The organism is Streptomyces atratus (assembly GCF_040655115.1).
In the GTDB taxonomy this organism is placed as follows: Bacteria; Actinomycetota; Actinomycetes; order Streptomycetales; family Streptomycetaceae; genus Streptomyces; species Streptomyces atratus_D.
Map to the genome: position 1 here is coordinate 106,628 of NZ_JBFAJH010000014.1, position 23,715 is coordinate 130,342.

The window sequence follows — 23,715 nt, forward strand, 5'->3', positions numbered from 1 at the left end:
GTCCGGTGGTACCTATGGGCACATGCGTACCGATCACGCCCACCCCGCTGAACTGGCCGTCCTCCGTGCAGCCTTCGAGACCGACGCCCCGCTCGGCCGGGACCGGGTGCGTGCCTTCGAGGCGGAGCACGGCATCGTCCTGCCGGAGCCGTACCGCACCTTCGTCGCGGTTCGGCTTCACCACCGGTGAACCGGGATTCGCGGGACGGGTGGCGCACTGGGCCGCGAACAAGCCGTGGTTCGACGCTCCGGAGGACGAGTCCGGCGCTGCGTAGAGCAGGTGTCAGGTGGCGTCGGGCTGTTCCTGTTCCGCGACGCGCCGCTTGGCCTCGGCCGGACGTGACCGGCAGCTGCTCGACCGGACGGGCGGTGCCGCGCGACATCCGTGCCGCACCGCCCGTACCGGCGTCGGCCGTCGTTCTTCCGGGTCAGCGTCCTGCCTGCAGCGCCGCCCAGGTGCCGCTGCCGACGATCCCGTCGACCGTCAGCCCGCGGCTGCTCTGATAGCTGCGCACCGCTGTCACCGTTGCCGGGCCGAAGCTCCCGTCGACGGTCACGCCGAGCGCCGCGGTCAGCGAGCGCTGGAGGCGCTTCACATCCGCGCCCGAGCCCCCCTGCTTCAGTGTCGGCACGGCCCCGGCCGACAGGAGCGCCGTCCAGGTCCGCGCGCCGACGATGCCGTCGGCGGCCAGTCCGCGGGCCGTCTGGAACCTCTTCACCGCGGCCCGTGTGGCCGGGCCGAATTTCCCGTCCGCCGCGCCCGCGTCGAAGCCCTGCGCGGTCAGCAGCTTCTGCACCGCCGTGACCTGAGCGCCCGTCGATCCGCTCTGCTGGGTGGCGTACGAGGCGAAGCTCAGCCCGTCACTGCTGCCGCCGCTCTTGTCGCCCCCGACGTAGCTCATGTAGCGGGCCCAGTCCCAGTACGGGCCCGGGTCGGTGTGGTCGTTGCCCGGTGCCTCGCTGTGGCCGATGATGTGCGCCCGGTCCTTCGGGATCCCGTACCTGTCGCACAGGGCTCTGGTCAGGGCGGCCGAGGAGCGGTACATCGCGTCCGTGAACCAGGACGGGTCGTCGATGAACCCCTCGTGCTCGATGCCGAGCGCCGAGGCGTTCGAGCCCCGGGCGTGGTACGCGGTGTCGCTGTTGCGGACCATCTGGGTGATCTGCCCGTCGGAGGAGCGGATCACGTAATGGGCACTCACCTCGGACGTGGGGTCCTGGAACCAGCTGATCGAGCCCGAGTACGAGCCCTGAGTGACATGGATGATCACCTTGTCGATCGGCGCAGACCGGCCCTTGGTGAAGTTGTTCGGGTCGGCCGGGACCCACAGCGCCGACGGGTAGTCGGGGCTCTGGGCGCGTACCTCGGCGTCGGAGAAGGAACCCTTGTCCGGGGCGACCGGCCGGGCGGTCACCGAGATCCGCTCGCCGCCGGGGACGGTCGTGACGATCCCGTTCGCGAGGAACGTGTAGACGGCGTCGGCGTAGAGGGCGGCGGCGCGGCCCGTCGTACCGCTGTACCGCGCGACGGCCGGGTACCAGGCGTCGATGTCGTCGCGCTCGTCGCCATCGAGGCCGATGCGGTCCGCGTACGCACGCAGCACGGCCGCGCCGCCGAGGATGTTGGCCGCGGTGTCTCGCCGGAGCTCCGACAGCGGCGCGCCGGTGAGTGCGGCGGCCTTTTCCAGCGTGTGGTTCCCGGGATTGCTGACCAGGTGCATCACTCCGTACCCGTTCGCCTGGCTGGGGCGCCCGGTGTGGCCGTCGAGGTGCGTTTCGCCGTAGCCGACGGCGGCGAGCAGGTCGCGTGGTACGTCGAACTCCCGTGCCGCCTCGGCGAACGCCTGGTTCATGGAGTGGCGGGTGGCGACCGGAGGGGGTGCGGCGAGGACCGGCGTACCGGTCGCGGCGAGCGCGGTGGCGGTGAGGGCCGCCAGCACGGATGCGCGGATCCTTGTGTGGGCTGCGGCGCGTCTGGGCATACCTGCTCCTGCTCTGTGGGGGAGAAAGAGCGGCCCCGGACCGAGTGGGGTGGGTCGCGAGGGCCGCGAAGCCGGCTCAGGGTATCTATGCGTCCAGGGCATGACAATCATCTTCTGCGTGTCCAACTCCCTGTCACTCCAACGGAGTTGACCATAAGGACAACAAGCCGCCCGGTGACCCTGCAGGCGCTCGCCGGGCGGAGTGACCATCCGTCAGATGCGTACCGTACCCCGCTCCACTCCGCGACGGGCTGCGGCGCGACACCGATGCCGCGACCTCTCCGACCCTGATCCGCCGGACATCCTCCAGGGGGAGCGAGGGCCGCTCCCGCCGTCGGCCCCTCCCGCCCGGCGGGCGCGAGGGCCGGCCGTTCGCCGTTCCTGCCGGCGGTCGCGGTGGATGAGGTGCCCGGCGCAGTAGAGCTCATGGCCCCGGTCCAGCTCCTGCCGCCGCCGCTCGGGGCGGGCGACCTGGCAGTACGTCTGCAGATGGCCGTCCGGCTCCTGGGCCGCGCCGAGCAGTCCGGTCAAACGGTCCACATCGCAGGCGAGTTGCCTGTCGCCCGACGCCTCCGGGTCTGCCAGTCGCCAGGACACCGCATCCGGCCACTTGTGGACATCGGAGTCCTGGAACGGGAAGTCCCCGGTGAAGCCTCCGTCCCCGGTCGCGGCCGCGCGCAGGTTCCGACGGGCTTCCGGCCTCTTTGCGCCCGCGGGCCCCTGCGGGATGCCCGCTTCCGCGTCGGTACGGCGACGGGCGGCCCAGAAGCCGCCGCTGATCCGGGCAGGGGTGACGGGATGCAGCACGGTGTGCGCGGTGCTGCTCGGGCGTATCGGTCCGACGCTCATGGGCGGGGACGACAGCGATGCGACCGGTCGAACAGAGGGGGCCGCCCGGTCGACTGTCGACCGGGCGGCCCCTGCGGCTTTACGTGATCAGTTCGGTGCGTTCACGTCCACGCGCACGACCTGCGGGTCGTGGTCGCTCGCCTGGTCGGCGAACTCCGCGTTGATGTGCACCACGTCGTAGTCGAAGTGACGCACGCCGGGGCTGGTCAGGATGTGGTCCAGCGTCTGCGAGTTGCCCTCGTACACATAGCTGTACTGCTCGCCCTCCGGCAGCGTGGTGATCAGCGGCTTGAGCACCTGGCCGTCGGTCAGCGCGTCCATCGTCGGCGAGAACGCGAAGTCGTTGAGGTCCCCGAGGGTGATGACCTGTGCCGACTTGTCGGCCGCCAGCAGCGACTTGACGAAGTTGTTGACCTCCGCCGCCTGCTTGACGCGCTTCGTCTCCGAGCTGCGCTTCGGCTCCTGGTAGCGACCGTGCAGAGGCTGGTCGCCGCCCTTGGAGCCGAAGTGGTTGCCGATGACGAACACCGTCTTCCCGTGGAAGCGGAACTCGCCGACCAGGGGCTTGCGGCTGTCCGCCCACGCGTCGCTGGTCGGTGCGATGCGGCCGGGCGACGCCGAGAGAGTGATGCCCTTCTTCGTCTTCACGACGGTCACGGGGGTGGTCGCATCGCCGCCCGCGCGGTCCACGAAGTCGACGCGCTCGGGGTTGTAGAGGAAGACGTTACGGATGTTGCCGCCGGGCTCGCCGCCGTCCTTGCCGTCCACGGGGGCGACGTAGCGCCACACGTACTGCGGACCGCCCGCCGCGACGATCGCGTCGGTGAACCGCTTGAGCGTCGCCTCGGAGCCGACCGTGCCGTCGTTCACCGCACCGTTGTCGTCCTGGATCTCCTCCAGCGACACGATGTCGGGGGAGGAGAGGTTGACCGCGACGCCCGCGGCGAGGGTGTCGAACTTGGTCTGCTCGTCGTTCGCGTCCAGGTTCTCCACGTTGTACGTGGCGACCGCGAGCTCCTTGTCCTTCTGCTTCCGTGTGACCTCGCGCTTCAGGTGGTGGTCGGTGAGCGTCCCCAGCTGGGTCGCCTGGAGGTTGTAGCCGCCGAAGGAGGCGTAGTCCATGACACCGGTGGTGGTACCGGACAGCTCGTCGCCGACGTTCGCGACAGGGAAGGGGCGGGTGGTGTCCAGCGACATCACCTTGATGCGACCGGTGTTCTGGTCGGTGTACGAGGAGTAGAGCGTGCCGCCGCGCTGCGTCGGGTTCTCGTTCGGCTTGACCGTCACCCAGACCTCGTCGTACGCGGTCGTCGCACCCGTGACCCGGGCGTCGGCGATCTGCACACGGGTACCTTCGAGCGATTCGTACAGGTCGAGCGCGTACGTCGCCGGGTCGAGGGCCAGTGCGTCGATCGAACCGCCGCCTGCCGAGGGGGAATACGTGCCGGGCACGGACGCCGCGTCGAGCACGACCGGCGCGGGCAGCGTGTTGCCCGACGACAGGACCGTGACCCTGGGGGCGGTGATCTCGGTGATCGACTGGGTGGTGCTGGACGGGTAGTACTCGTCCACCTTGCCGCTGACCAGCACGGAATCGCCCACGGCGACGGCCGGTGCGGTGGAGCCGGTGAAGACGAAGACACCTTCGCTGGTACGGGCGTCCGCGTCCGGCGTGGCGTCCTGGATCCAGAAGCCGCGCGATCCGCTGGTCCGCACGCCGGTGACGATGCCGGGGACCCCGGTCACCGACTGGCCGTTCAGCGGCGAGACGCGGGTGGTGCCCTGAATGTCGTGCACCCGCACGGTGCCGGGTTCGGTCGGGTTGCCGGGGTCGCCGGGGCCCGTTCCGCCGGACGTCTCACCGGCCGCGTTGACCGGCGTCGGGGCGCCCGCGGTCAGGTCGGCGGCGTTGTCGTCGGTGTCGGCGAGCGACGTACCGCGCGCCACGGAGGCGGTGGCGGAGGCGCCCGCCGCCGGGCCGCTGCCCTCCCGTACGACCGCGGAGCCGTAGCCGACGAGGTCCACGATGCGGGTGTCGGCGGCGCAGTCGGCCGCGGTCTTGCAGGTCAGCGGGGTGGTTCCGGAGACGAGGGCGACGGTGCCGCTGGTCGCGGACATCGCCACGGTGCCGGTGGCGTCCGGGGTGGGCAGGGCGACGGTGCCGCCGGTGCCCGCGGCCTGGGCGACCAGGTAGCGGCCGCCGGGCGCGACGGATCCGGTCAGCGGGGAGACACCCCAAGTCGAACCTGCGGACGGTGTGCCGGGCAGGTACTGGACGCTGAAGCCCGAGAGGTCGTACGCCGCCGAACCGGCATTGGCCAGTTCGATGAAGTCGCGGGTGAGGGTCGCACCCGAGTTGCCCCCGCCGCCGTAGACCTCGGAGATCACGGCGGTCGAGGACGGGGCCGCGAAGGCGGCGGGGAGCGCGGTCGCCGAGAGGGTCACGGCGACCGCGCCGGCCAGCAGGATGGAACGGGACTTGGATATGTGCACGGTGTACTGCCCCTCAAAGTGTGATGAGGGGCCACAAGCTATGCGCGTAGACCCTGCTGTGACAAGGCGCCAGAGGTTAATTCCAGAAAACGCTCCGATGAGCCCCTGGGGGTCGCGCTCGGGGATGACGGCAGGACCCTGCGTGCGCTGACCTTGAAGTCGCTGATCCTGAAATGGCTGAGGACGGTGCGGAACGCGACGTGCGCGCCGGTGTGCGGTCCGGGGTTGCGGTAGTCGAAGCGCACATCGCCGGCGTTCCAGAGGTTGTTCGGATCGGAGACCCGGTCGGGTCGCCGCTCGACAGGCAACCAAAAGGTTGCCTATGGTGAGGTGGGACCGGAACGGCAGAGAGGCGGTGGGAGGGGTGGCGGCGATGGACGCGATATTCAAGGCGCTCGCCCACCCCGGCCGTCGACAGCTCCTCGACCGGCTCAACGCGCGCGGTGGGCAGACACTGCGCGAGCTGAGCGAAGGGCTGGCCATGAGCCGGCAGGCGGTGAGCAAGCATCTCGCGGTCCTGGAGTCCGCACTTCTGGTCTCCACCGTCCGCAGGGGCCGGGAGAAGCTGCATTACCTCAACCCGGTGCCCATCCAGGAAGTGGCCGACCGCTGGATCGGACGGTACGAACGCGGCCGGATGACCGCGCTCTCCCGTCTCAAGGAAACGCTGGAAGGACAACCAGTCATGGACAAGCCCGAGTTCGTTTACGTCACCTACATCCAGACCACCGCGGAGAAGCTCTACCAGGCTCTGATCGACACCGAGTTCATCAAGATCTACATGGGTGGCTACGGCCCCGAGTCGACCTGGCAGGTCGGCGCGCCGGTCCGCTGGAAGATGGACCCGGACGGCGAGTTCGAGGAGGTCGGCCAGCGGGTTCTGGAGGCGCAGCCCGGCAAGCGGCTCTCGTACACCTGGCACACCCTGCAGCCCATGCACCGCGCGATGTTCGGCTTCGCCTCGGACGAGGAATGGGAGAAGGCGGTCCAGGAGCGGTCGAAGGTCACCTTCGACATCGAGCCCGCCGAGGAGCCCGCGATGGGCATCAAACTGACCATCACTCACGACGGTTTCGACAGCCCTGACAGCAGGATGCTGGAAGGCGTCAGCGGTGGCTGGGTCATGATCCTCTCGACGCTCAAGACCCTGCTGGAGGGCGGCAGGTTCGTTTCCGACCCGGATCGGTAGGCAGCTCCTCCGGACCGGCCTTCCACGCGGCGTGCTCGGATGCGGTCTGTCGAGGAGGAGGGGAAGCGTGACGCGGACGACACCGTCGCGCCCATGGGCCGCGGGCGGGTGAGGGGCAGGGGCTGAGCTACCGGGGCGATCTGTCGGTCGCCCCCGGCTGGAAGATCGGCGGATGGTCCGCCCCCTGGACCTTCTGCGACCCGATGGAGGTCCGCTGCGATTGCGGCGCCCCGGTCGCACCCCTCCTCACCGTCGACAGCAGCGAATGGGACGGCGAGAGCACTGGCTGGCGTCCTGTCGAGGACAGGGACGACACGGGCCGGCCGCCGTATCCCGACCGGGACTGCCCCACGATGGTGACCGTCGGCCGTGAAGACACACTCCAGGTCCACCGGTGCACCGTCTCGTACGGTCATTCGCCCGTCACGACCCTGGAGTAGTCCTGTCGCTGCGGGCCCTCGCGTGGATCAGCTCCGGGCGCGCCCGGCGATCAGGACCTCCAGGCCGTCCAGGATGCGGTCAAGGCCGAACTCCAGGGCCTGGTCCTGTCCCTGGGTTCCGGACCGGACCGAGGAGGCTGTCGCCGCTGCGAGGTGCGGGTAGTCCGCTCCGTGGTCCCGCAGCACCGTGCCGAGCGCGGCCAGGATCTGGGCCTCCGGGGTGCTGGACGGGGCGGCCGCACGGCTCTGGAGCGCGATGCCCCGGACGTGGCTGGTGAGCAGCACCACCGCGTCCATGCGCTCCGCGCCCGTGAGCCCGGTGCCGTCCAGCGCGGAGAGGGCCCGCTCCATCCAGCCGAGTTCCTTCGGGCCCATCAGGCGCGGGCCGACCGTCGCCTCCAGTAGCCAGGGGTGACGGCGGAGCGTCTCGACCAGGCCGTGCGACCAAGCCGTCAGGCGCGCCCGCCAGTCACCCTCTCCGCCCTCCGGTGCGTCATCCACCGCCGTTTCCACCATGACGGCGATCAGTTCCGCCTTGCCGGGCAGATATCGGTAGAGCGACATCTTCGTCTTGCCGAGCTGTTCCGCGACCCGCTGCATGGACACGGCTCCGAGGCCTTCCGCGTCCGCGATCCCGGTGCCGGTCCGGGCGATGCCGTCGAGGGTGAGTGCGGGCTTGGGTCCGCGCCGGGGCTGTGGTCCGGGTCCCCAGAGCAGGCGCACCAGGTCCGTCGGGTCGTCCGTCACCGCTGTCTCCTTGCCAGGAACAGAAACTGTGTCTATCGTACACAACAAGAAATGGCGTCCATGGGACGCAATTAATGTGGATCAACGATCCCCGGCACGGGAGTACCTGCCATGTCCCAGAAGGTTCTGATCTCCGGTGCGAGCATCGCGGGCCCCGCGCTCGCCCATTGGCTCGGTGAGTACGGTTTCGACGTCACCGTCGTCGAGATCACCCCGGCCCTCCGTGAGGGCGGACAGGCCGTCGACTTCCGCGGCAGGACCCATCTGACCGTCCTGGAGCGCATGGGCATCCTGGACGAACTCCGGCGGCTGCGGACCGGCGGCAGCCCCATGCGATTCGTCGACGAGACCGGCAGGCTCCGGCTCGAAATGCCCGCCGACTTCGCAGGCGGAGACATCGAGGTCCTGCGCGGCGACCTCGCCCGCGTCCTGTACGAGCGCAGCCTGCCCCGCGCCCGGTACCTCTTCGGGGAGTCGATCGCGGCGCTGCACGAGGACGAGGACGGCGTACGCGTCGCCTTCCGCGGCGGCGAGACCCGCACCTTCGACCTCGTCATCGGCGCCGACGGGCTGCACTCCAACGTCAGGCGCCTCGCCTTCGGCCCCGAGAACGCGTACGTGCGCCACCTCGGCCACTACGCCGCCACGTGGAGCCTGCCCAACTACGCCGGTTTCGGCTTCGGCGAGGGTTCCACCGGCTGCAACACCCCGGGCCGTCTCGCCTCCGTCGGCACCGACAACCGCAACCCCGACACCGCCCGCGCCTTCTTCGTCTTCGCTGCCGACCGGATGGACCACGACCGGCACGACCAGCAGGCGCAGAAGGCCCTCGTCGCCGAGGCGTTCGCCGGAATGGGCTGGGACGTGCCCCGGCTGCTCGCCACCCTGGAGGACGCCGACGACCTGTACTTCGACTCCATCAGCCGCGCCGACGTGGACACCTGGTCCCGAGGCCGCATCGCCCTCCTCGGCGACGCCGCCTGCGGGGCCACCATCGGTGGGATGGGCACCGGGACCGCGATCGTCGCCGCGTACGTGCTCGCGGGGGAACTGGCCGCCCACCCCGGCGACCACGCCACCGCCTTCGCCCGCTACGAGAATCTGCTGCGCACCTATGCGCAGGGCTGCCAGAAGGGCGGTGACCGGACCGGCCCGTTCCTCGCCCCTGGATCCATGTTCGCGCTGCGCATGCGCAACTGGATGCTCAGCCGCAGGCTCATCCTCAACTGGATGCTGGAAGAGGGGAGAAAGGTCACGAACATCGAACTGCCCGACTACCCGGCACACCGGACATCCGCGCCGCCCGTGCGCTGAGGGGGCAGGGGGATCCGGCGGTGCGGAACCCTGCGTGTGGGGGCGGTCCGGCCGCCTTCGGGCCGAGGTGTCGGAGCGGGCGATGGTGCGACGCGCGGCCGAACAGGGCCTGACGGTCGGCTCGTTCCCCGGACTGCTCGACCGGGCGCTCGCTGGGGAACCGTGGGCGGTGGCGCTCCCTCACGCTCCGGGGATCCGGTCCAGGAACCCGCTGACCGAGCTGATGCGCCCGTCGTCGTCGAGGGTGGCGACATCCGACCCGGCGGCGGGCGCCGAGCCGTCGGCGGTGGAGACCAGGTCCCAGCTGAAGCGGACGATGTCGTGGTGTCCTTCGGGGGCGCCGGTCAGCTTGAACTCGTAGCCGGGGAACTGCTGATGGGCACCGCTGATCACGGCCACCAGCTCGTCGTGGCCCCGCACGGAGGCCAGCGGGTCGGTGTACGTGGCACCTTCGGTGAAGGCGGCGGCGACGGCCTTCGCCAGGTCCTCGGGGGTGGCCGCGTTCCAGGCGGTGAAGTGGCGCTGAACGGCGTCCTCGTATGCGGTCATCGTGCTGTCCTCCCGGTCTCGGTCCCGGCCCCGCGGCCGGGATCCTGTGCGGCTCGTGAGGAACACGATGTCCGACACGGGAAGCGGCGTCGAGTACCTCCCGGGTCATGGTCCGGACGCCCCGGCGGCGGCGTGCGGCACTCAGGAGGCTGTCCGGGTCAGGAACTCCATGAGAATGGCGTTGAGTTCCTCGGCGTGGGTCCAGCCGATGTTGTGCGGGCCGCCCGGGATCTCCACGAGGCGGCTGTTCTTGACCAGGCCGGGCAGCCGCCGGCCGCAGGAGTCGATGGGCAGGATGCGGTCCTCGTCGCCCTGGACGATCAGCGTCTCCACGTCGATCCTGGGCAGGTCGTCGCGGAAGTCCGTCAGCCAGGCCGGTACGCAGGCCAGTGTGGCGTGGGCCGATGCGCCGGCGGCCACCGTCCACTGGAGCTGCAGCGCCTGGTCGCTGATCCGGGTGCCACCGAGCTTGTCGACGTTGTTGAAGTCGTGGAGGAAGGCCGTCAGATACGCGGGACGGTCCGCGGCGATGGCGCTCATGATGCCGTCGAAGACGCCCCGGTCGACCCCCTCGGCGTTGTCCCCGGTCTTCAGGAGGAACGGCGGGATCGGGGCGATCAGTGCCGCCCGGTCGACCCGCGCGGATCCGTAATTGCCCAGGTAGCGGACGACCTCGCCGGTGCCCATGGAGAACCCGACCAGAATGGTGTTCTGCAGGTCGAGCTTCTCCATGACGGCGTTGAGGTCCGTGGCGAGGGTGTCGTAGTCGTACCCGGTGGTGGGCTGTGAGGAGCGGCCGAAGCCGCGCCGGTCGTATGTGATCACCCGGTACCCGGCGCGCAGCAGGACCGGGAGCTGCTTCTCCCAGGAGGCACCGCTCAGCGGGAACCCGTGGATCAGGACGATGGGCTGCCCCATCCCGTGGTCCTCGTAGTACACATGGATGCCGGCGGAGTTCTCCTCGCCAACGGTGATGTACGGCATGACTCTCCCATCGCACGGCCCGGTCCTGACGTGGTCCGGGCTCCTGGGGCCTCTTCTCGGAGCGTGCCGGGCTCGCCGGGTCAGGCACGCACTCCCTGTTGTGGCCTGATCCGGAAGAGAGGTCCTGGGGTCCTTCTTTCGGATCGGGTCAGCCGCTCCGCGGAGGGCCGCTCCCTGATCCGGCCTGATCCGAAAGAAAGGCCCTAGCCCATTACGCCCCCATTCGGTGGTCCGCGCACTGTCGGCGGTCCTGAACAGGTGCCTGGCCCGGTTCCCTCATGTGATTTTCACGGAGCGCCTCTACGGTGGGCGTCGTGACCGAGATGAGCCCTCCCGGCTGGCATACGGACCCCGGGTATACAGGAACAGGCCCTGTCCAGGAACGCTGGTGGGACGGGAGTCAGTGGACGGATCAGCTCCGGATGCCGCCCGCGGCCGTCCGGCGCCGCCGGATCCGGATCGGCGTCGGCGTCGCCGCGGGCGTGGTGGTGCTGGCCGCGATCGCGGGCGGCACGGTCCTGCTGGCGGATGGGTCCAACAGCTCCGAGAACACCTCCCGCGGTGTCGTGTCGCCGACGCCCAGTTCCCCCGGGGGACAGAACGGCCAGGGTGGTCCCGGTGGCCGGAGTCCGGCGCCCGACCAGCAGCAACCGCAGCAGCAGCCGCCGTCCGAGGAGGGGTATGCCACGGACGTCGGCAGCGGCATCAGCCTGCCGGTGCCCGACGGCTGGACCGGTCAGTCGGCCCTGATCGGTGCGTCGGTGAGCACGGGAACGTACACGTGCCCGGCCGACCCTTCGCAGAAGTGCGAGCGCGGAGGGGCGTTCGTCGCCCCGGCCCAGGCGCTGAAGATCACGGCGAAGACGGCGGAGGCGGCGGCGAAGGCGGACATCTCCGTCAATGCCAAGTCGTCGTACGGCGGCAAGGCCTACGGCGCCATCACCTCGCACCAGCAGCTCAAGTCCGAGGCGGTCACCGTTGCGGGCCGGAAGGGCTATCTGGTGCGCTGGAAAGTGGTCACGAAGGAGGGCGACGACGGCTACGTCCAGTCGCTGGCCTTTGTCTCCCCGCACTCCGCGGACATGCTGGTCGTCGTACGGTCCGGCTTCGACGTCAGCCCGAAGGCGCCCGCGCTCTCGGTGATGGACGAGATCACCAAGGGGATCAAGGCGGCGGCCGTGACGGGCTCGGGATCCGGGCAGACCGCCTGAAGCGACTCGACGGAACTCGGCAGTACCCGGCCCGCGGGATACCTTCCCGTGGGCCGGTTCCGCGTGCCGGGCGCGGGCGTCGCGAGGAGCGGGTCGTGCGGAACTCGGCGGGTACTGCGCCGAACAGGTGAGTACGTACCCGGTCGCACGGCGACCGCGTGGCCCGGCCGCGACCTCTTCGTCCTGATCGCCCTCGTGCACGCTCCGAGATCATCCGGGTGGGGCGCGGCATCGGTCCCGGGACACCTGCCGTCCCCGCACCGGCCACCCGGCAGGCCGCCGTCACCCAGAAGGTCACCGAGGCGTGGTGGCCCAGCAGCGCCTCGAACTCCTGCTCCTGCCGGAGGGTGTGCGGGTGGTCATCATCTGCGGGCGCTGACCATGGGCGACCCCGATACCGACCTCGTCGGACCGCACCAGGAGCCGGAGCGCCGACCCGGGCCCGGTGCGGGCCGTCACGTCACGCGGGAGCTGCGCGGCGGCGGTACGGCGTTCCCGGACGCCAGCGGCGAACGGGCCAGTTCGATGCAGCCCAGCCCGATGAGGGCGATCGCGACCAGCTCCGGCAGCAGCCACCAGCCGGTGCGCAGTTCCTCGCCGAACAGCGTCACCCCGTACAGGATGCTGATCAGCGCGTCGCCCAGGGTCAGCATCGGTTGGACGGCGACCAGGGTGCCCGCCTGGAGTGCGTTCTGCAGCAGGAACAGCGCACCCACTCCGGCGGCGGCGGTGGCGTACAGCTGCCAGGACGTCATGAGCACGGTCACCCCGCCGTCGCCGAGCCGCCCCATCGCGTCCTTCATCAGGGCGGCCGTGAGCGAGTACCCGCACGCCGCGGCGAGCCCGAGCAGCGCCGCCCGGGGGTTCCCGCGGGTGCTCATCGCGCCGGTGATCAGCGCGGCCTCGACGATTCCCGTCAGGATCAGCGCCGGAACCCAGGCCGCGCCCTGCACCGACGTGCTGCCGCCGTCCGGAGCGGCGGAGGCCATGCCGAGGGTCAGCCCGGCGGTCACGGCGACCACGCCCCACCAGACTCCGCGCGGTACCCGGACCCGCGTCACGAAACCGGCCAGCAGCAGCGTCGCCGGGAGTTCGATGACGAAGATCGGCTGGACCACGGAGATCGGGCCGGTGGCCAGCGCGACGGCCTGACAGACGGCGGCGACGATCACCAGCCCGATCCCGGCCAGCCACACCTTCTGGCGCAGCAGATGGCCGATCAGCGACAGGTGCATCGCCTTCGTGTCGGGTACGGCGAGGGCGGCACGGCGTTGCAGCACGGACGCGGCGCCGTTGCCGAGTGCGGTCAGGATGGCGAACAGGACGCTGATCACCCGTCCATGATGCGGGGGCCCGCACGCAATTCGGGGTCCTGCCGGCCTGCGGTGCGGCGGGCACGCGAAGGGAGGAGACGATGTGCTTGCGGACGGGAGTTGTCCGCATATCCGCGTACCGTGCCGTTCATGGCCGCGAAGACGAACCCCGCCGCACGAGCCGCATCCGCCCAGTCCCCGGTGCTCACGCCCCGCGCACTGGGCCGGGCCACCCTGGAGCGCCAACTGCTCCTGCGCCGGAGCCCGATGTCCGCGAAGGAGGCCGTCAGGCATCTCGTCGGGCTCCAGGCGCAGAACACCAAGCCGCCGTACCACCAGCTCTTCGCCCGCCTCGAAGGCTTCGACCCGGCCGAGCTCTCCGCGCTGATGGAGACCCGCGAGGTGGTCCGTATCGTCACCCTCCGCTCCACCATTCACACCCACACCGCCGACGACGCGCTGACCCTGCGCCCGCTGGTCCAGCCGGCCCGCAGCCGGGAGCTGAAGATATTCCGGCAGGGGCTCGGCGGTGTGGACCTGGACCGGCTCGCGGTGATCGGCAGAGAACTCGTCGAGGAGCGGCCGCGCACCCCGAAGGAACTCCGCGAGGCACTGCTCGCCCAGTGGCCGGACGCCGACCCGCAGGCCCTGACCATGGCCGCCCGCTGCGTCCTGCCCCTGGTCCAGGTCACCCCGCGCGGGCTCTGGGGCCGGAGCGGACAGGTCGCGCTGACCACCGCCGAGCACTGGCTCGGCCGACCGTCCGAGCCGGCCCCCGCACCCGACGCGACCGTGCTGCGCTACCTCGGCTCCTTCGGCCCCGCCTCCGTGAAGGACATGCAGATGTGGGCCGGACTGACCCGGCTGCGAGAGGTCTTCGAACGGCTGCGGCCGCGGCTGATCACCTTCCGCGACGAGCACGGCGTGGAACTCTTCGACCTGCCGGACGCCCCGCGTCCCGACCCGGACACCCCCGCCCCACCGCGCTTCCTGCCCGAGTTCGACAACGTCCTGCTCGGCCACGCGGACCGAACGCGCGTCATCCCGCCGCAGTTCAAGGGACGCAACGGGAACGGCAATCAGGCGTACGGAGCCGTGCTCGTCGACGGCTTCCTCGCGGCGATCTGGCGGTTCGGCGTGCCCGGACGGAAGCCCGGCGGCGAGGCGACCGTCACCGTGCAGGCACTGGGGAGACTGAGCCGGGCGGAACGCGACGCCGTCACCGAGGAGGGGATGCGGATGCTCGCCACGATGGGACCCGCGGACCCGACGGCACACGACATCCGGTTCGCCCCCTTCGTCGACTTCGGGGACTGACCGGGACCGGGGCTCAGAGCCTGTCGGGTGACCTTCGATCGGAGAGCGGACGCGGCATGGTGCGTGCGATTCCAAGGCGCCGGGATGGCCTTGGACGGGGTCTCCCCTGCTCGAACGAAGCTGAGAGCTCGGGGAAGGAGCTACCAGGGCATTTCGGCGACGCCGGAAGCGTGCGTGCCAGGGCGTGGCCGCCCGATCGGAGGTCACCCGACAGGCTCTCAGTCGGCGCGGCCCGTCGCCGCCACCGTCACGCCCAGACCGATCATCGCGAAACCACCCGCCCCGCCGATCATCGAAAGCCGCCTGTCCGACCGGGCGAACCAGCTCCGGGCCGTTGATGCGCCGAGCCCCCAGAGCGTGTCCGTCACCAGCCCGATCGCGATCGGCACCAGCCCCAACAGCAGCATCTGCGCCGGGAGATGACCGGTCGACGGGTCCACGAACTGGGGGAGTACCGCGGCGAAGAAGACGATGCCCTTGGGGTTGGTGACGCCGACGACCACACCGTCCATCACCGTCCGCAGATCACCGCGCGCGGGCCGCCCCGGCGACGCCTCGACAGCCCCCGGCCTCAGCTCCTTGCGGTGCCGGAACGCCTGCACACCCAGGAGGACCAGATACGCCGCACCCGCCAGCTTCACGGTCATGAAGACCACCACCGAGCGTTCGACCAGCGAACCGATGCCCAGCGCGACCGCCACGACCAGGACGTACGAACCGGCGACATTGCCCAGCACCGTGGCCAGCGCGGTGCGGCGGCCGTGGGCCAGCGCCCGGCCGATCACGAAGAGCACGCTGGGCCCCGGGACCACGATCACCAGCAGGGACATCGCCGCGAACGCGAGATACTGATGTGTGGACACCATGTCCATCACCCCCTGGCCCCGACCGTACGGCACAGACCCCGGCGGACGTCAGGCGCGCGACCGAGGCGGACACCCGGCGCGCACCTACGGCAGCAGCCCCGCCCGGCGCGCCGCCACGACCGCTTCCAGCCGGGTGTGCGCCCCCAGCTTCCGCATCGCGGCCCGCAGATACCCCTTCACCGTCTCCGGCCGCAGCCCCAGCCGGTCCGCCGCCGCCGCGTTCGTCGCGCCCGCCGCCACACAGGCGAGGACATCGATCTCGCGTGGCGCCAGCTGCACCCCACGGTCGCTCGGCACCGGTGTCCCGGACGCCGAGGCCAGCCGCCCGCACACCGACAGGAGTTCCGCGCGAAGCACCGGGTCGGCCACCTTCGGCACCAGCGCGCGCAACTCGCGGTGCGCCTCGCGGACGTCCTCCCAGGCACCCGGTGCCGCCCGGGGGTCCGTCACCTGGTCCCGGGTGACGGCCAGGAGGTGCTGCACCTCGTCGCGCACGGCGAGCGCCTGTTCCACGTCGCGGGCCGCCGCGACGGCCGCGTCGAACGTACGGTCCCCGAGGGTGAGCGGCTCGCGCAGCGCGCCGTACAGCACGCCCCGTACCTTGCGGCGTACGACGACGGGCACCGCGACCACCGAGCGCAGCCCCTCCGCGGCGACCGCGGTGTCGTACTCGTGGCTGATGTGCCGCGACGACGGGTAGTCGGTCACCGCGCACGGCCGGGACAGGGCGATCGACTTGCCGCCGAGCCCGCTGCCCGCCGAGATGACGAGGCCGCGCAACGCCGTCGTCTGCGCTCCGTTGAGTTCCACGATCCTGGCGTGGCGGGCATCCGACAGCAGTCCGCCGAACGCCACGGGCAGCCCGCTCGTCCGGCGCAACCGCAGCAGTGCCGCCTGCATCTCGACCGCATCGACCGGTTCGGACACGCTGTTGCCTCTCTGCCCGGCCGCGTACCCCCGTTCGGGGGTGGTGAGACCTGGGTCACTGTTTACATGATGCTAAAGGGACCGGTCCGGTCCCCAATAAGGAGGGCACATGTCGGCAACCAGCGCTACGGAAACGTTCCGGGCCGCCCGGGACTTTCTGCTGCAGCATCGCGAGGACTACGCGACGGCGTACCGGGGCTTCCGCTGGCCCCGGGCCGACCATTTCAACTGGGCGCTGGACTGGTTCGACGTCATCGCCGAGAACAACCACCGCACCGCCCTGCACATCGTGGAGGAGGACGGCCGCCGCACCGAGGTGTCCTTCGCCGCGATGTCCGCCCGCTCCAACCGGGCCGCGAACTGGCTCCGCGCCCAGGGGGTACGCGCCGGCGACCGCGTCCTCGTCATGCTCGGCAACCAGGTCGAACTGTGGGAGACGGCCCTCGCCGCGATGAAGCTGCGCGCCGTCGTCATCCCCGCCACCCCGCTCCTCGGCCCCGTCGACCTGCGCGACCGGGTGGAACGCGGCCGGGTCCGGCATGTGATCGTGCGGGACACGGACGCCGCCAAGTTCGACGAGGTGCCTGGCGACTACACCCGGATCGCTGTCGGTGAGGACGTACCGGGCTGGCTCCCGTACACCGGCGCCGACGAGCAGCCGGAGAGCTTCGAGACGGACCGGGAGACCGACGCCGACGAGCCCCTGATGCTGTACTTCACCTCCGGCACGACCGCCAGCCCCAAGCTGGTCGAGCACACCCATGTCTCGTACCCCGTGGGCCACTTGTCGACGATGTACTGGATCGGCCTCAAGCCCGGGGACGTCCACCTCAACATCTCGTCACCGGGCTGGGCCAAGCACGCCTGGTCGAACCTCTTCGCGCCGTGGAGCGCCGAGGCGACCGTCTTCATCTTCAACTACACCCGGTTCGACGCGGGCCGGCTGATGGCCGAAATGGACCGCTCGGGCGTCACCAGTTTCTGCGCCCCGCCCACCGTCTGGCGGATGCTGATCCAGGCCGACCTCTCCCAGCTGAACACCCCGCCGCGCGAGGTCGTCGCTGCCGGGGAGCCGCTGAACCCCGAGGTCATCGAGACGGTCCGGCGGGAGTGGGGTGTCACGATCCGGGACGGCTTCGGCCAGACCGAGACCGCCGTCCAGGTCGCCAACACCCCCGGCCAGGTACTGAAGGCCGGTTCGATGGGGCGGCCCAGCCCCGGCTTCAAGGTCGAGCTCCTCGACCCGGTCACCGGTGAGCCCGGTGCGACGGAGGGCGAGATCTCCCTCGACCTGTCGGAGCGCCCGGTCGGCCTGATGACCGGCTACCACGGCGACCCGGACCGTACCGCCGAGGCGATGGCCGGGGGCTACTACCGCACCGGCGACATCGGCTCCCGCGACGAGGACGGCTACATCACCTATGTCGGCCGCGCCGACGACGTGTTCAAGGCGTCCGACTACAAGATCTCGCCGTTCGAGCTGGAGAGCGCGCTGCTGGAGCACGAGGCGGTCGCCGAGGCCGCGGTCGTGCCCGCGCCCGACCCGGTCCGGCTCGCCGTCCCGAAGGCGTACGTTGTCCTCGCGGAGGGCTGGGAGCCCGGCCCGGACACGGCGAAGGTGCTGTTCGCGCACTCGCGGGCGGTCCTCGCCCCGTACAAGCGGATCCGCCGACTGGAGTTCGCCGAGCTGCCGAAGACCGTCTCCGGAAAGATCCGCCGGATCGAGCTGCGCGAGCGCACGGCCCAGGGCGCCGGCACCGAATTCGGCGAGGAGGACCTGCGATGACCGGACGCACCGGGCTGTCCTACGCGCACGGCACCGGCACCGCCGCCCTGCTCGGAGACACGATCGGGCGCAATCTCGACCGGGCGATCGAGGCGCACCCGGAGCGTGAGGCGCTCGTCGACGTCGCCTCGGGGCGGCGCTGGACGTACGCCGAATTCGGTGCGGCGGTCGATGAGTTGGCGCGCGGGCTGATGGGCTCCGGGGTGGCCAGGGGTGACCGCGTCGGAATCTGGGCCGTCAACTGCCCCGAGTGGGTGCTCGTCCATCTGTTACGGCATGACGGAGACCTCCCCGGTCTCCACCCAGACCCGCCGCGACGACGACCTGGAGCGCCGCACCGGCACGGTCGGCCGCGTCATGCCGCACATCGAGGTGAAGGTCGTCGACCCGGCGACCGGCGTGACCGTGGAGCGCGGGGAGGCCGGCGAGCTCTGCACCCGTGGCTACAGCGTGATGCTCGGCTACTGGGAGCAGCCCGAGCGGACCGCCGAGGTGATCGACACGGGGCGCTGGATGCCCACCGGCGACCTCGCGGTGATGCGCGAGGACGGCTACGTACAGATCGTCGGCCGGATCAAGGACATGATCATCCGCGGTGGTGAGAACGTGTACCCGCGGGAGATCGAGGAGTTCCTCTACCGCCACCCGAAGGTCGCGGACGTGCAGGTGGTGGGCGTACCGGACGCCACGTACGGCGAGGAGATCCTTGCCTGTGTCATCCCCAGGGACGCCGCGGACCCGCCGAGCCTGGACGAGGTGACGGCGTACTGCCGCGAGCAGCTTGCGCACTACAAGATTCCGCGGAGGCTCCAGATCCTGGAGGCCTTCCCGATGACGGTCAGCGTGAAGGTCCGGAAGATCGAACTGCGGGAGAACTACGGATAGTCGGTGAGGAAGGAGGCGTTGTCCGGGGCGCGGTCAGGCGGCTTCGATGATGTCGTCGGCAGTGCCGCGGGTCGCCGCCGCCCACTCGATGAGCAGTACCTCGTACGCCGCGGACTCCACGGACGACCAGTCCTGCCCGGCTCGCGCGTCCACCAGCGCACGGATCGCCTCGTTCGCCTCGACGGCGGACGGGTGCGTCGGCTGTGTGGTGTGCAGCGGGTCGGAAGAAGGGGAGTGCCGTGGAATTAAGACCATGCGCGCCATCTTACGGCCGCCCACTGACACAGCCCGAACAATTGTGGCCCCAGGCGCGAACGTGACCGATCGCACTCGCTGTCGCCGGGTGGTTCCGCTCCGGCGTCAGGGGTGTTGACGCCCGGTCAGAGTTCGCGGCGCATGCAGACCCTCGGCCAGCGGTCCAGGCCGTGTTCCGCCTCCTCCGCCCTGATCTTCCGCAGCCCGTCGGTGAGTTCGGCCTCCGTGAGCGCACGGAAGCCGAGGCGCGTGTAGTACGGCGCGTTCCACGGGACATGAGAGAACGTCGTCAGCGTGAGGGCGGCCAGCCGTCGGTCGCCCGCCCAGTCGGCCACGTGGTCGATGAGCGCGCGGCCCACGCCGCGCCGGGCGGCGGACGGATGGACCGAAACCTGCTCGACATGGGCCGCCCCGTCGACCTCGTCGGCGATCAGATAGCCGACGGGGCGGTCGTCGGACTCGGTGACCACCCAGGCGCGGCCGGCCCCGCGGTAGTCGTCCAGCAGGTCGAGGGGCGGCGGGTCGTCGTCCGAGACGGCGGACATGCCGAGGGCGCGGAACGGTTCGCCGGCGGCGCGTTCGATGTCCTGGAGCAGCGGGAGATCGGAGCGGCGGGCGGGACGGATACGCATGTCGCCAGTATGGCGTCGGCGGCCGGTGCGCGGGGCCAGGGGCCCCGGGCCCTTCACGGGCGGTCGCGCAGAACAAACGCCTGCCAAGGGTGATGCTGCTGGTATTGAGGGGGCGCGTGGGGGCGTTTGTTGATTCCCGTGCAACCCCAATGTCATCTGTGGCGGATGCGACCGATTGGCTACCTTCTGTAGCGAGCTGATCGCACATGGCGACATTGGGGTTGGTGTGTGCGGCAGCGGGATCGGAGAAAAGTACGTGAAATCTTGCAAGCGGTGGGCTGTGGGCCTGGGGGCCGTCGCGATCAGCACCGGGCTGATGTCGGGCTCATTCAGCCCGGCCGTCGCCAGCGACTCCGCGGGAGCAGCCCCACGGTTCGTCGTCGCCAAGCAGTTGACCCTGAGACTGGCGAGCGCTCCGGGCCAGGTCGCCAATGTACGGGGAGCCGGCCAGGGCAACGGCGTCCCGGTCATCCAGTACCCGTGGGCCGGTACGGCCAACGAGCGCTGGGAAGCGAATGCGGTCGCGGGCGGCTACTACCGGTTCAAGTCCGTCAACAGCGGCAAATGCCTCGACGTCGAGGGCGGCGGTAACGCCAACGGCACCCCGGTCATCCAGTACACCTGTAGCAACGCCGCCAACACGTTGTGGAAGTTCGTGCCCAAGGGCATCGGTTACCAGATCGTCGTCAAGTCCAGCAACAAGTGCCTCAACGTCGCGGGGGGAGTAGGCGTCGGATACCCCCTCATCCAGTACGACTGCACCGCCCAGGGCGCGAGCAACGATGTCTGGCTGCCCGTCTGGGAGCCCAACGACATCTAAGTCCTCACGGGAGCCCGTCGGCCAGGCGCTGACACCTTGTGGCTGGGCCCTCCCTCGGGGACCCAGCCACATTCGGTCGTGGACAACGGGCAGCGCGAAACTGCGTCCGTGATTCGTCTCGTACCGCGGGCCGGCCACTCCGGCAGCACCGGTACGGCGCCACCTTGATCGGAAACTCCACGAACCCGGCGTCAAGAGGCGGCCGGCCCCGGTGGGTTCCAGCGCGACCGGCCGGGCCGCGGCGGGCAAGCCCGCTGCGACCGCCGGGACCAGCCCGGCACGATGTGAACGAGAGACCCTAGGTGTATTGCCCTGTGAGGGCGGCGCCGGTGCCTTGTCGATGTCCTCGTGGTCCCCGCGCCCCGCGCCCGCGGGGATGGTCCCGTGTACTTCGCCAAGATGGACCCCTCCAGCAAGTGGTCCCCGCGCGCGGCCCGGATTCCGGATCGCTCCGTGGCGCGAACTCGCCCTAGAAACGGGCCGATTGAATGTTTCGCGACGGAAGTTTGATCGTGTGGCGAACCCTTGACAGCAGACGTTGCGCCACTTGAGGATCGGTGTGCCTTCGCTGACCGGTGGGGGCTCAGTTTTGAGCGATACAAGGGGGTTTTCGTATGTCCGCGATCGTTTCCACGCTCAAGCACACGAAGTACGTCATGGGTTCCCTGGCTGCGGTGCTGTTCACGAACTGCCCCAGCTGACGCGGGAACGGGGTGGGCGGTCATGGCCGCCCACCCCGGCATGGTGAGGGGTCGGGGCGGGTGGGGGAGGACCATGTTCGACGCGGGGATACGGCAGTTCCGGATGGCGCTGGCCATGGTGCTCGGCCGTCCGATCAATGTTCGCTCCGCCGAAAGGCTCGTCGATGACGCGCTGGCGACACTTGCCGAGTTCGGCTCCCCCGGCGAGGACGTCGAACAGTTGCTGCGCGGCGCCGCCGCAGACCCGCAGATGCGTACCGACCTCACGAACAAGGCCCTGCGCCGTACCGCGAAACGCCTCGCGGCCAAGTCGTCCTTCTACGCGGACCACTTCGCGGCAGCAGGAGTCGACCCGGCCGCACTGACCGTCGAGAACATCACCGCCGTGCCCGTCACCACCAAGACCGACCTGGTCGAGCGGGCCCGCGACTTCCTGTGCGGCGAGCCCTTCCTCGCTTCCCGGACCACCGGGACGACAGGCCGGCCCACCGAGGTCTGGTACTCCCGCTACGAGGAACGCCTGTGGCCCGCGCTCGTCGCCCTCTCCCAGGTGCTGCGCGGCACCGTCCTTACCACCGACCTGGTCCAGTTCAACATCAGCTCCCGGGCGACCGGCACGGCGTACGCGGAGATGCAGGTGGCCCGCCTGGCAGGGGCCGCGATCCGCATGGTGGGACTGGTCCCACCGGCCGAGACGCTGGACCTCATGGCGGGAACCGGCCCATCGGCGCCGACCCTGATGGTCACCTACCCGAGCTATCTGGGACAGCTGACCCGCCTGGCCCGTGAACGGGGACTCGGCCCCGCGGACTTCCGGCTGCGTCGTATCAACGTCGGCAGCGAAGTGCTCTCGCCCGCCCTCGCGGAGGCAGCCGAGAAGGCCTTCGGCGCCCCCGTCCACGACGGCTACGGCATGACCGAGGTGACACCGGTGGCCGGCGCGATCTGCCGACAGCGGCACCTTCACATCGACGCCGGCATCGGCCTCGTGGAGGTGTGCGACCTCGACACCGGGGCACCGGCCGCGCCCGGAGCGCTCGGCACGATCGTCGCCACTCCCTTCTTCCCGTACCGGGAGTGCATGCCGATCTTCCGCTACGACACCCGGGACCTGGTGCGGCAGTTGCCCGACGCGCCGCTCACCTGCGAGATGGCGAACGTGCCGGCGACCTCGCGCATCCTCGGAAAGGCGGACCATGTGCTGCGCACCCAGGACGGCCCGGTGACCCCGCGTGAGATCATCGAGGTCCTCGACGCGCTGCCCGGCGCGTGCTGGCCCGTGCGCCACCGCGCCGACGTGGTGGACGGGCGGCTGCATGTGGAGGTGGCCGCCTCATCCGTGCCGGAGACGAGCGACATCGCGCGTCACTTCGCCGAGGCCGGCCTCGACGCCACCGTCGACGTCGTACCGGGAGAAGGACGTGAGCTGCGGCGCTACCGCTGCGATCTGGTCGAGAACAGCTTCTCCTCCGCCGGGCGGGCCGCATGACCGCCGCACAGAGCGCGTTCTTCGTCCTCGTGACCCTCGCCGTAGCCCTGGGCGTCTCGCTCGCCTCGGTCGCCTACTTCCGGCGGGTCACCCTGCCCCGGCCGGCCGTCGGCGTGTTCAACGGCAACGACATGGTCATCATGATGGGCTTCGTCGTCGTACTGCCCTTCCTGTATCTCTCCCTTCCGGGCTGGCTGCTGCCGCCCGTGCTGGGGCTGACCCTGGCCGGTGGTCTCGCGGTCGGCTATGGGGCGGTCGTCCGCCGGGGAGCGGTGCGCTGGTCGCTCATCGCCGGTCTGCTGGTCGCCGACTGGCTCGCCGCGCGCAGCGCCGAGGACGATCCCACCCATGCCACGCCGTACTGGCTGGTCAACAGCCTGGTCATCATGCTGATGGCGGTCGGCGCCGCCAACCTCAACGCGCAGGGCGGCCTGAAGCTGCGGCACGTCTCCCGGTTCGCGCTGGCGCTCGCCGTGTACGACCTGTTCTTCGCCACCGTCGTCCCCCTCACCCAGAAGCTGTTCGACGCGGTGCAGGGTTACGCCTTCGCACCGTCGGCCGGGCTGCGCGTCGGTGAGTTCGGCGGCGTCGTGGGCATGGGCGACCTCCTGGTGTACGCCCTCTTCACCACCGTGGCCTACAAGGCGTACGGACGAGCGGGGCTGACCTGGGCTCTTGGGCTGGTCGCCGTGTTCGGCGCGCTCGTCCCGACGCTGACACCCGTCACGGTCGAGGCGCTCACCGGACACCTTCCGCAGATCGTGCCCGCGCAGATCTTCTTCGGCCCGGCCGCGTTCTGCGGGTACCTCGTGCTGCGGCGGCGCGGCCCGGAGCGGCGCATGGCCGACGTCCGGCCGCCCGCGCGGTTCGTGACAACCAACGGACAGCAGGAGCCCGCGAGCCCGGCCACCGCCGACGAGCCCTGGGCGCGTTCCCCAGGAGAACGCTCCGAGGTCGGTGGCTGAC

General features: G+C 70.5%; 19 protein-coding genes and 2 pseudogenes. 10 read left to right on the plus strand and 11 right to left on the minus strand.

The window, feature by feature from the left end:
* Positions 1-22: 22 nt before the first annotated feature.
* A pseudogene (locus AB0I23_RS18195) lies at positions 23-169 on the plus strand (SMI1/KNR4 family protein); the annotation flags it as partial.
* 259 nt (positions 170-428) lie between these two features.
* On the opposite strand, the gene AB0I23_RS18200 reads toward AB0I23_RS18195, so the two are convergent.
* From AB0I23_RS18200 to AB0I23_RS18210, 3 genes are all read right to left on the minus strand, one after another.
* The gene (locus AB0I23_RS18200; protein ID WP_359110350.1) at positions 429-1,982 is read right to left on the minus strand and encodes a peptidoglycan-binding protein; all 1,554 of its coding nucleotides are present in this window, start codon (positions 1,980-1,982) and stop codon (positions 429-431) included.
* Positions 1,983-2,195: 213 nt separating this feature from the next.
* Positions 2,196-2,831, minus strand: coding sequence for a beta-L-arabinofuranosidase domain-containing protein (locus tag AB0I23_RS18205; protein WP_359110352.1), 636 nt, complete (start codon positions 2,829-2,831; stop codon positions 2,196-2,198).
* An 87-nt stretch (positions 2,832-2,918) separates the two neighbouring features.
* Entirely contained in the window at positions 2,919-5,324 is a 2,406-nt protein-coding gene (locus AB0I23_RS18210) for an endonuclease/exonuclease/phosphatase family protein (protein WP_359110353.1), read from the minus strand.
* Positions 5,325-5,697: 373 nt separating this feature from the next.
* On the opposite strand from AB0I23_RS18210, the gene AB0I23_RS18215 reads away from it, so the two are divergent.
* Positions 5,698-6,513, plus strand: coding sequence for an ArsR/SmtB family transcription factor (locus AB0I23_RS18215; protein WP_359110355.1), 816 nt, complete (start codon positions 5,698-5,700; stop codon positions 6,511-6,513).
* Between the two features lie 467 nt (positions 6,514-6,980).
* Here the strand turns inward: AB0I23_RS18215 and AB0I23_RS18220 are convergent, their stop codons facing one another.
* On the minus strand, positions 6,981-7,700 hold the full coding sequence (locus AB0I23_RS18220; protein ID WP_359110357.1) for a TetR/AcrR family transcriptional regulator: 720 nt from the start codon (positions 7,698-7,700) through the stop codon (positions 6,981-6,983).
* A gap of 111 nt (positions 7,701-7,811) precedes the next feature.
* Here AB0I23_RS18220 and AB0I23_RS18225 point away from each other — a divergent pair, with 111 nt between their 5' ends.
* Positions 7,812-9,014: an FAD-dependent monooxygenase gene (locus AB0I23_RS18225; protein WP_359110359.1), complete on the plus strand. Its 1,203-nt coding sequence runs from the start codon at positions 7,812-7,814 to the stop codon at positions 9,012-9,014.
* A 180-nt stretch (positions 9,015-9,194) separates the two neighbouring features.
* Here AB0I23_RS18225 and AB0I23_RS18230 read toward each other — a convergent pair whose 3' ends face one another.
* The gene (locus tag AB0I23_RS18230; RefSeq protein ID WP_359110361.1) at positions 9,195-9,563 is read right to left on the minus strand and encodes a nuclear transport factor 2 family protein; all 369 of its coding nucleotides are present in this window, start codon (positions 9,561-9,563) and stop codon (positions 9,195-9,197) included.
* 141 nt (positions 9,564-9,704) lie between these two features.
* Complete coding sequence (locus AB0I23_RS18235; RefSeq protein WP_359110362.1) at positions 9,705-10,547, minus strand: alpha/beta fold hydrolase; 843 nt, start codon at positions 10,545-10,547, stop codon at positions 9,705-9,707.
* A 314-nt stretch (positions 10,548-10,861) separates the two neighbouring features.
* On the opposite strand from AB0I23_RS18235, the gene AB0I23_RS18240 reads away from it, so the two are divergent.
* Complete coding sequence (locus AB0I23_RS18240) at positions 10,862-11,758, plus strand: DUF2510 domain-containing protein (RefSeq protein ID WP_436846956.1); 897 nt, start codon at positions 10,862-10,864, stop codon at positions 11,756-11,758.
* A gap of 455 nt (positions 11,759-12,213) precedes the next feature.
* Here the strand turns inward: AB0I23_RS18240 and AB0I23_RS18245 are convergent, their stop codons facing one another.
* Positions 12,214-13,092: a DMT family transporter gene (locus AB0I23_RS18245; RefSeq protein WP_359110364.1), complete on the minus strand. Its 879-nt coding sequence runs from the start codon at positions 13,090-13,092 to the stop codon at positions 12,214-12,216.
* Between the two features lie 129 nt (positions 13,093-13,221).
* Here AB0I23_RS18245 and AB0I23_RS18250 point away from each other — a divergent pair, with 129 nt between their 5' ends.
* On the plus strand, positions 13,222-14,388 hold the full coding sequence (locus AB0I23_RS18250) for a winged helix DNA-binding domain-containing protein (protein WP_359110366.1): 1,167 nt from the start codon (positions 13,222-13,224) through the stop codon (positions 14,386-14,388).
* A 218-nt stretch (positions 14,389-14,606) separates the two neighbouring features.
* Here the strand turns inward: AB0I23_RS18250 and AB0I23_RS18255 are convergent, their stop codons facing one another.
* Positions 14,607-15,254: a LysE family translocator gene (locus AB0I23_RS18255; RefSeq protein WP_359110368.1), complete on the minus strand. Its 648-nt coding sequence runs from the start codon at positions 15,252-15,254 to the stop codon at positions 14,607-14,609.
* Positions 15,255-15,338: 84 nt separating this feature from the next.
* On the minus strand, positions 15,339-16,181 hold the full coding sequence (locus tag AB0I23_RS18260) for a helix-turn-helix transcriptional regulator (RefSeq protein WP_359110370.1): 843 nt from the start codon (positions 16,179-16,181) through the stop codon (positions 15,339-15,341).
* A 109-nt stretch (positions 16,182-16,290) separates the two neighbouring features.
* Here AB0I23_RS18260 and AB0I23_RS18265 point away from each other — a divergent pair, with 109 nt between their 5' ends.
* A complete protein-coding gene (locus AB0I23_RS18265) occupies positions 16,291-17,967 on the plus strand; it encodes an AMP-binding protein (protein ID WP_359110372.1) in 1,677 nt (558 codons plus the stop codon).
* Positions 17,964-18,852: pseudogene (locus tag AB0I23_RS18270) on the plus strand (AMP-binding protein). The gene AB0I23_RS18265 and the pseudogene AB0I23_RS18270 overlap by 4 nt, the downstream one beginning before the upstream one ends.
* 33 nt (positions 18,853-18,885) lie before the next feature.
* Here AB0I23_RS18270 and AB0I23_RS18275 read toward each other — a convergent pair.
* Positions 18,886-19,107 carry a hypothetical protein gene (locus tag AB0I23_RS18275; RefSeq protein ID WP_359110374.1) on the minus strand — a complete coding sequence of 74 codons (222 nt, stop codon included), beginning with the start codon at positions 19,105-19,107 and terminating at the stop codon, positions 18,886-18,888.
* A gap of 125 nt (positions 19,108-19,232) precedes the next feature.
* Complete coding sequence (locus AB0I23_RS18280) at positions 19,233-19,739, minus strand: GNAT family N-acetyltransferase (RefSeq protein ID WP_359110376.1); 507 nt, start codon at positions 19,737-19,739, stop codon at positions 19,233-19,235.
* Positions 19,740-20,055: 316 nt separating this feature from the next.
* Between AB0I23_RS18280 and AB0I23_RS18285 the strand changes: the two genes are divergently transcribed.
* From AB0I23_RS18285 to AB0I23_RS18295, 3 genes are all read left to right on the plus strand, one after another.
* Positions 20,056-20,559, plus strand: coding sequence for an RICIN domain-containing protein (locus AB0I23_RS18285; protein WP_359110377.1), 504 nt, complete (start codon positions 20,056-20,058; stop codon positions 20,557-20,559).
* A 774-nt stretch (positions 20,560-21,333) separates the two neighbouring features.
* On the plus strand, positions 21,334-22,749 hold the full coding sequence (locus AB0I23_RS18290; RefSeq protein ID WP_359110379.1) for a phenylacetate--CoA ligase family protein: 1,416 nt from the start codon (positions 21,334-21,336) through the stop codon (positions 22,747-22,749).
* The gene (locus AB0I23_RS18295) at positions 22,746-23,714 is read left to right on the plus strand and encodes a hypothetical protein (RefSeq protein ID WP_359110381.1); all 969 of its coding nucleotides are present in this window, start codon (positions 22,746-22,748) and stop codon (positions 23,712-23,714) included. Before AB0I23_RS18290 ends, AB0I23_RS18295 begins: the two co-directional genes overlap by 4 nt.
* Position 23,715: the final 1 nt, after the last annotated feature.